Consider the following 6,888-nt stretch of genomic DNA (forward strand, 5'->3'; position numbering starts at 1 on the left):
CCGACCTGCTCGCCCGGCCGGAGGCGGCCACCCTCGCCGTGCTCGGCGCGGGCGTGCAGGCGCGCAGCCACCTGGACGCGATGGCGGAGGTCCGGCCGCTGCGCGCGGCGCGGATCTGGTCGCGGTCGCCGGAGCGGGCGCGGGCCCTCGCCGAGTCCGTCCGGGACGAGCTGCCGTTCCCCGTCACCGCCGCCGCGTCGGTGGCCGAGGCGACCGACGGCGCCGACCTCGTCTGCACCGTCACCGGCAGCGCCGAGCCCCTGCTGGACGCCCGTCACGTGGCCGAGGGCGCGCACATCAACGCCGTCGGATCGTCCTTCCCGGACAAGCGCGAACTGACCGCGGACCTCGTCGCGCGCTGCGCCGTCTTCGTGGACGGACGCGAGGCCGCGCTCATCGAGGCCGGCGACCTCGTCATCCCGATCGCGGCCGGACGCCTCGGCCCCGACGTGATCCGCGCGGAGGTCGGCGAGGTCCTGCTCGGCCGCGCGCCGGGCCGCCGCTCCCCCGCCGAGACCACCCTGTTCAAGTCGCTCGGGCTCGCCGTGGAGGACGCGGTGACGGGCCTGCGCGTCGCCCGCCGGGCGCGCGAACTCGGCGTCGGCCGCGAGGTCTCCTTCCCCTGAGGGCGCTCCCGTCCGCCGGCCGGTCCTCCCAGTCTCGTCCGGACCGTCTCGTCCGGACCGTCTCGTCCGGACCGTCTCGTCCGGACCGTCTCGTCCGCGCCGTCCCGTCAACGGGACATTCCCTTGCCCGCAACGGCATTCCATTGCATACAGGTAAATCACCTGCAAACCTGGCGCCATCGGCGCCGAACACTTCGCAGAGCCGAACACTTCGCAGAGACGGAGAGCCATGATGCGGATCGCCTTGGTCAACATGCCGTTCGCGGACTATGACCGGCCGTCGGTCGCATTGAGCCAGCTCGCCGCGCACACCGTCCGGGAATTCGGCGACGCGGTCGAGGTCGACATACGGTACGTGAACATCGACTTCGCGCTGCTGTTCGGCGCGGGCGAGTACAAACTGTTCGCGAACAACTACGACCACCTGACGACCGGAATCGGCGAATGGCTGTTCCGGTCGCTGGCGTTCCCCGACGAGCCGGACAACGCCGCCGCCTATTTCCAGCGCTACTTCGCGGGCGACCGGGCCGTGGAGTTCCGCAGCAAGCTGCTGCGGCTGCGGGCCCGCCTCGAGGGGTTCTGCCAGCTGGTCATCGACGAGTACCGCCTCGCGGACGCCGACATCGTCGGCTTCACCTCGATGTTCTCCCAGAACGTCCCCAACATGGCGATGGCCCGCCTCATCAAGGAGCGGAACCCCGGCGTCCTCACCGTCATGGGCGGCGCCAACTGCGAGACACCGATGGGCGCGGTCCTGGCCGAGCACGTCGAGGCGCTCGACTACATCTTCTCCGGGCCCGCGCTGCACTCGTTCCCCGACTTCGTCCGGTGCGTCCTGGACGGCGACCTCGGGAAGGCGGAGGAGATCCCCGGCGTCCTCACCCGCCGCAACGCCGACCAGCCCCGCTTCCGCAAGGCGATCGGACGCGACCGCGACATCGACGACTACGTCCGCCCCGAGTACGAGAGCTTCGTCGACAAGTTCAAGGCCGCGCAGGACGAACTGCGCGCCGGCGCGGGCGAGGCCGAGCCCACGCTGTACTTCGAGACCTCGCGCGGCTGCTGGTGGGGCGAACGCTCGCACTGCACGTTCTGCGGCCTGAACGGCCTCGGCATGGGCTACCGCGCGATGGCCCCGGAGAAGGCCGTCGAGCAGTTCGAGTGGCTGTTCTCGTTCGCGCCCTGGTGCACGACCTTCGCCGGAACGGACAACATCATGCCGCGCAACTACACCCGCGACGTGTTCCCCCGCCTCGACCCGCCCGAGGGCGCCGAGCTGTTCTACGAGGTGAAGGTGCCGGTCGCCGACCGCGACTTCCAGACGATGGCGCGGGCGGGAGTGACGGTCGTCCAGCCGGGCATCGAGGCGCTCTCGACGTCCACGCTGAAGCTCATGGCGAAGGGCACGACGTCCTTCCTGAACCTCCAGTTCCTCCAGAAGTGCCTCAAGTACGGCGTCGTGCCGATCTGGAACCTGCTGCTCGGCTTCCCCGGCGAGGAGGAGGGCGTCTACCGCAAGTACGCGGCGGAGATGTCCCACCTGGTGCACCTGCCACCGCCGGACGGCGCGTTCCTCGTCCGCTTCGACCGGTTCAGCCCCTACTTCATCAAACGCGAGGAGTACGGGCTCGACCTGCGTCCCCTCGACTTCTACCGGCTCTGCTACCCGGTCGTCCCCGAGGAGAAGCTCGCCGAGCTGGCGTACTTCTTCGTGGACGAGAACCTGGCCCCCTACCAGGTCCAGTCGATCGAGTGGCTCGCCGAACTGCAACGCCTCTCCGCCGAGTGGCAGGACTCCTGGAAGAACGGCGAGAAGCCCCGGCTCGTCCTGCAGACCGACGAGGACGACGGCACCACCGGCGTCCTGGACACCCGCTTCGGCGACCGCCGCTGGATCCCCGTCACCCCGGAGGAGGAGGCGATGCTGCGCCGTCTGGCCTCCCCGGGCCGTCCGGACAAGATCGCCGCACAGACCGATCTGCCCCTGGCAGAGGTCCGCGCCATGCTGGCCCGCTTCAGCGACCACAAACTCCTCTTCGAGGAGAAGGGCTCCTACATCAGCCTCGTCAGCATGGAGACCGACGACGAGCCGGAGCCCGAGCCCGAGCAGACCGCCGAACCCCGCCGCGTCCTGCTCAACCTCCTCCCACCCGGCGACCACTGACCTTCCCGGAGGACTTCGACCACAGACGGCCCCTCGGAACGCGTAGGGCGGTACCCCACCTCGGGTACCGCCCTTTTCGCACGCCGCCCCACACCCACGAGCCCCGCCCATGGGTCGTTATATTTCCCTACAAATGGCCATATTCATGCATTAAATTGGCATGAGAAAAGGGATAGAATTAGCTCTCCTGGCGTTGACAAACAGCGAATGTTGCCTATAGACATGCTTGCTGTCAGACAGCCACGCCAGAGGGGCAGCAGAGTGATGAAGATCGGAGTCGGGAGCACCGCTGCGGCAGCACTCACCATGGCCGCTTCCCTTGTGTTCGCCGCACCGGCAGTGGGCGCGGAAAGCGTTCAGCTCAAGGGCAGCAAGTGCGTCGTCTGGGAAAAGACCTGGAACAAGTTCTCGGGCTGGTGCAACGGTCGGGGCCCGGCGACATACCAGGCCACCATCACCTGTACCGGCGGCGAGCACCAGGGGCAGCGGCGCTGGCTCGGCGACCGCCGAGGCTCCACCGCGTACTGCACCTCCGGCCGTCGAGTGGCGAGCAAGTTCAAGTTCACCAGCGGCTGAACAAGCGCGGAAAAGCCCGGTAACGACTCGTGATCCAGTGGCCGGTGAGGTGGTCTGCCGTGGCGACGGAGGCACGTGCTGATCCGAGGAGCAACAGATCACCGCTCCGCCTGACGCGACCTCCCGCCACCCGGGCCGCCTCGGTCGCTCTCGCGGCCGGATTATGGGCCGTATATTCCTCTTTTTCGCTGCTTCGGCACGCTCGGATGGATTCGGCCGGCTACGATCTCGGAATCTTCGACCAGGCCGTCAGGGCGTATGCGCATCTGCGGGCGCCCATCGTCCCGATCAAGGGGCCCGGCGCGAACCTGCTGGGTGACCACTTCCATCCGATCATCGCGACGCTGGCGCCGCTCTACCGGCTGTGGCCGGACGCGAGAACGCTGCTCATCGCGCAGGCCTTTCTGATCGCCGTGTCGGTCGTCCCGATCGCCGGCCTGGCCATGGCGAGGCTCGGAAGGCCCACCGGGATCGCCCTGTCGGTGGCCTACGGCCTCTCCTGGGGGATTCAGGGCGCGATCGCGTTCGACTTCCACGAGATCTGCTTCGCCGTGCCGCTGCTGGCGTTCGCGGTGACACGTCTGGCGGAGGAGCGCTGGCGCGCGGCCGTCGCTTGGGCCCTCCCTCTGCTTCTCGTCAAGGAGGATCTCGGCGTCGCCGTGGCGGCCTTCGGGCTGTATCTCGCGTTCAAGAGACGGTACTGGCTGGGCCTCAGTGTGTTCGTCGCGGGAATCGCCGCTTCGGCGGTGACGGTCTCACTGCTGATTCCGCACTTCAACCGCGCTGGGGAATACCGCTACTGGGGTCAGGTCAGCAACGGCGGAAAGCAGAGCCTCCTTCAGACGATCGCCGGGGTGCCCGCGAGCCTGCTCCAGCATCCGCAGAAAATTCTCCTTCTGCTGTGCCTGGCGGCGGTGACATCGTTTCTGGCGCTTCGGTCGCCTATTTCCATCATCGCCGCACCTGTCGTGGGATATCGAATCGTCTCGACGCATCCGCTCCAGTGGAGCATCGGCGAGGTTCACTACAACGCGATTCTGATGCCGGTCGTCTTCGTCGCGGCGCTCGATGCGGTGACCCTGCTGAGGGCGAGCAGGTTTCCCACGGCTCGCCTCTACTCCAGGACCGCGCCCGTGGCTGCGGTGGTCATCGGGATCGCGGCACTGCCGTTCTTCTCGTTCTGGCGATTCACCCGCCCGGATTTCTACACGGCTTCACCGCACGTCGTCGCGGCGCGGCGGTTGCTGGCGCAGATACCCAGCGGTTCCTCGGTCGCGGCGAGCAACTATCTCGCGGCCCAGCTCACCGACCGATGCGAGGTGACCCTTTTCGCGGACGTGCACCGGCGTCCCACCGACTGGGTCGTCGTCGACAGCAGGCGTCTCGGCGGCGTCCCGGCTCCCCTCGCCGTCCAGCGCGCCCGGTTGGCCGCTCTCCCGGCCGAAGGGCTCACCCTGGTGAAGCAGGCGGACGGCGTCCTGCTGTTCCGCCGTCTGCCCGCTGGAGGGGGATCTGGACCGCAGTCGGCTTCCCCGTCCGCGCTCCTTGGCCGCCAAGCCGCCGGTCGCCGCCCGCAGGCCGGTCAGACCGGCAGGACCGACGACGGGGCGGGGACGGAGAGCGGCGCGGCGGCGGGTGTCAGGCGTCCGGACGCGGGGTCGCGCCGGAAGACGGTCACCGTGTCGGAACGCTGGTTGGCGCAGAAGAGGAGGCGGCCGTCCGGGCTGAGGGCGATGTCGCGCGGCCAGGCCCCGCCGCACGCGACCACCTCGACCGGTTCCAGGTGACCGCCCGCGTCGGCGGCCCCGCCCGCGCCGCCCGGCGCGACGGCGTGGACGGCGATCGTGTCGTCGCCCCGGTCGGTGGTGTAGACGTGCGCGCCGTCCGGTGAGATCCGGACGGCGGCCGAGAAGTTGGCGGCGGGGTTCGCCGCGTCGCGGCGGGTGGGGAGTTCCGCGCCCGGCAGCAGGCGTCCGGACGCCGCGTCCCAGCCGCAGACGATGAGCGTGCAGGACAGCTCGCTGATGAGATAGGCGTACCGTCCGGACGGATGGAACACCAGGTGGCGCGGGCCCCGGCCGTCCGGGACGCGGGCCGTCCCGTGCGGTTCGAGCCGTCCCTTCCCGGCGTCGAAGGCGTAGATGTGGACCCGGTCGGCGCCCAGGTCGGTGCACAGGACGAACCGCCCGTCCGGGGAGATCGCGGCCATGTGCGCGTGCGAGCCGGGCAGGTGGTCCAGGGCCTGGACGGGCTCGGACGCGGCGATCCGCCCGTCCGGGCCCGTGGGGAACACCGACAGGACGCCGTCGCCGTAGTTGGCGACGAACACGTATGGCGCGTCGGGGTGGACGGCGACGTGGCAGGGCAGGGCTCCCCCGCTCGCGGCCTCGGCGACCGGTTCCCCGAGGTCGGCGCCTGGGCCGAGGGGGACGGAGGCGACCCGTCCGGCGTCCTCCTCCAGGACGGTGTGCAGCATCCCGTGGCGGGGGTCGAACGCCGCGTACGACGGCTCGGGGAGCGGCAGCGACCGCTCGACGGCCATCGCCCCGGACGCGTCGTACCGGACGGCGTGCAGGGCCACGCCGGGGACGGGGCCGGAGGCGCCCACGATCAGCCGGCCGGACTCCTGCGGGGTGTGGTTCACGGTCACGTCCTGCTCTCTGCGGTCAGTGCCTCGGTCAGGCGGTCAAGGTAGGCGCGGACGGGGCCGAAGGTGAGCATGCCGCTCGCGGCGCCGGCGAGTTCCCCGGCGGCGGGTTCCAGGTCGTCGCGCAGCCGGCGCATCGCGGTCCGGTCGTCCAGGCGCAGCGCGACCTCGGCGTGCAGGCAGCCGCGCGCCTCGAAGAGCAGGTCGCGCGGCGACGGCGGGATGTCGCGGGCGGCCCGGCCGGCCTCGTCGCGGCGGCCCTCCGCGAGGAACAGCAGGGGCCGCGCCCAGGGTTCGTAGGGGCCCCAGTCCATGTCGCTCAGGCCGGTGACGGCGGCCGGGGCCGTCCGGAGGCGGAGGCCGAGCAGGGCGAGCGGGAGGAGGCCGTGCTCGACGCCGCGCATGCCGGTGCCGGCCAGGCGGGCGGCGGCGCGCCGGTAGGCGTTCTCGGCGTCCGGCGATCCCGCTTCGGCCAGGCGCAGCGCGCGGTACCAGTCGGTGAAGACGCCGGGGAGCGGGAGGTCGTAGCGGTCGGCGAGCGCGTCGGCGGCGTCCGCGTTCCGGTCGGCGGCGTCGAAGTCGGCGAGCGCCGCCGCCGACTGCACGAGGATGAGGTGCGCGAGGACCTCGTAGGGCACGAGCCCGTGCTCGCGCGCGAGGTCCAGCAGTTCGGCCGCGATGACCGCGCGTTCGGGAGCGAGCCCCGCGCGCTGGAAGGTCTGTAGGTAGCGGGCGTTGAGCGCGAACGCCAGCAGCGCCGGGTCGGCGGCGGACCGGGCCAGGCGCTCGGCCTCGCGGGCGGCGTCGCCGCCGCGTCCGTCCGGGTCGGCGCGCAGCTCCATCGCGATGGCCGCCAGCAGCCGCGCCCGTTCGGC

Annotated in this window: 4 protein-coding genes and 2 pseudogenes; 4 read left to right on the forward strand and 2 right to left on the reverse strand. The window is 70.8% G+C overall.

Annotation, left to right across the window (positions count from 1 at the left end; all coding sequences use genetic code 11):
* The 4 genes and pseudogenes from DZF91_RS30555 to DZF91_RS30570 all read left to right on the forward strand — a co-directional run.
* Positions 1-626, forward strand: a 626-nt coding sequence (locus tag DZF91_RS30555; RefSeq protein WP_147341465.1) for an ornithine cyclodeaminase family protein, incomplete at its 5' end; no start/stop codon positions are given.
* Between the two features lie 229 nt (positions 627-855).
* Complete coding sequence (locus tag DZF91_RS30560) at positions 856-2,790, forward strand: RiPP maturation radical SAM C-methyltransferase (protein ID WP_117360551.1); 1,935 nt, start codon at positions 856-858, stop codon at positions 2,788-2,790.
* A gap of 264 nt (positions 2,791-3,054) precedes the next feature.
* Complete coding sequence (locus DZF91_RS30565) at positions 3,055-3,366, forward strand: hypothetical protein (RefSeq protein ID WP_158588087.1); 312 nt, start codon at positions 3,055-3,057, stop codon at positions 3,364-3,366.
* A 206-nt stretch (positions 3,367-3,572) separates the two neighbouring features.
* Positions 3,573-4,727 (forward strand): annotated as a pseudogene (locus DZF91_RS30570) (DUF2079 domain-containing protein); the annotation flags it as partial.
* Positions 4,728-4,948: 221 nt separating this feature from the next.
* On the opposite strand, the gene DZF91_RS42360 reads toward DZF91_RS30570, so the two are convergent.
* Together DZF91_RS42360 and DZF91_RS40620 are read right to left on the reverse strand one after the other, a co-directional pair.
* Positions 4,949-6,016 (reverse strand): lactonase family protein, encoded by a 1,068-nt coding sequence (locus DZF91_RS42360; protein ID WP_158588088.1) that lies wholly within the window; start codon positions 6,014-6,016, stop codon positions 4,949-4,951.
* Positions 6,013-6,888: pseudogene (locus tag DZF91_RS40620) on the reverse strand (SARP family transcriptional regulator); the annotation flags it as partial. The pseudogene DZF91_RS40620 and the gene DZF91_RS42360, both read right to left, overlap by 4 nt.

This window comes from Actinomadura logoneensis, assembly GCF_003428695.1.
GTDB lineage: Bacteria > Actinomycetota > Actinomycetes > Streptosporangiales > Streptosporangiaceae > Spirillospora > Spirillospora logoneensis.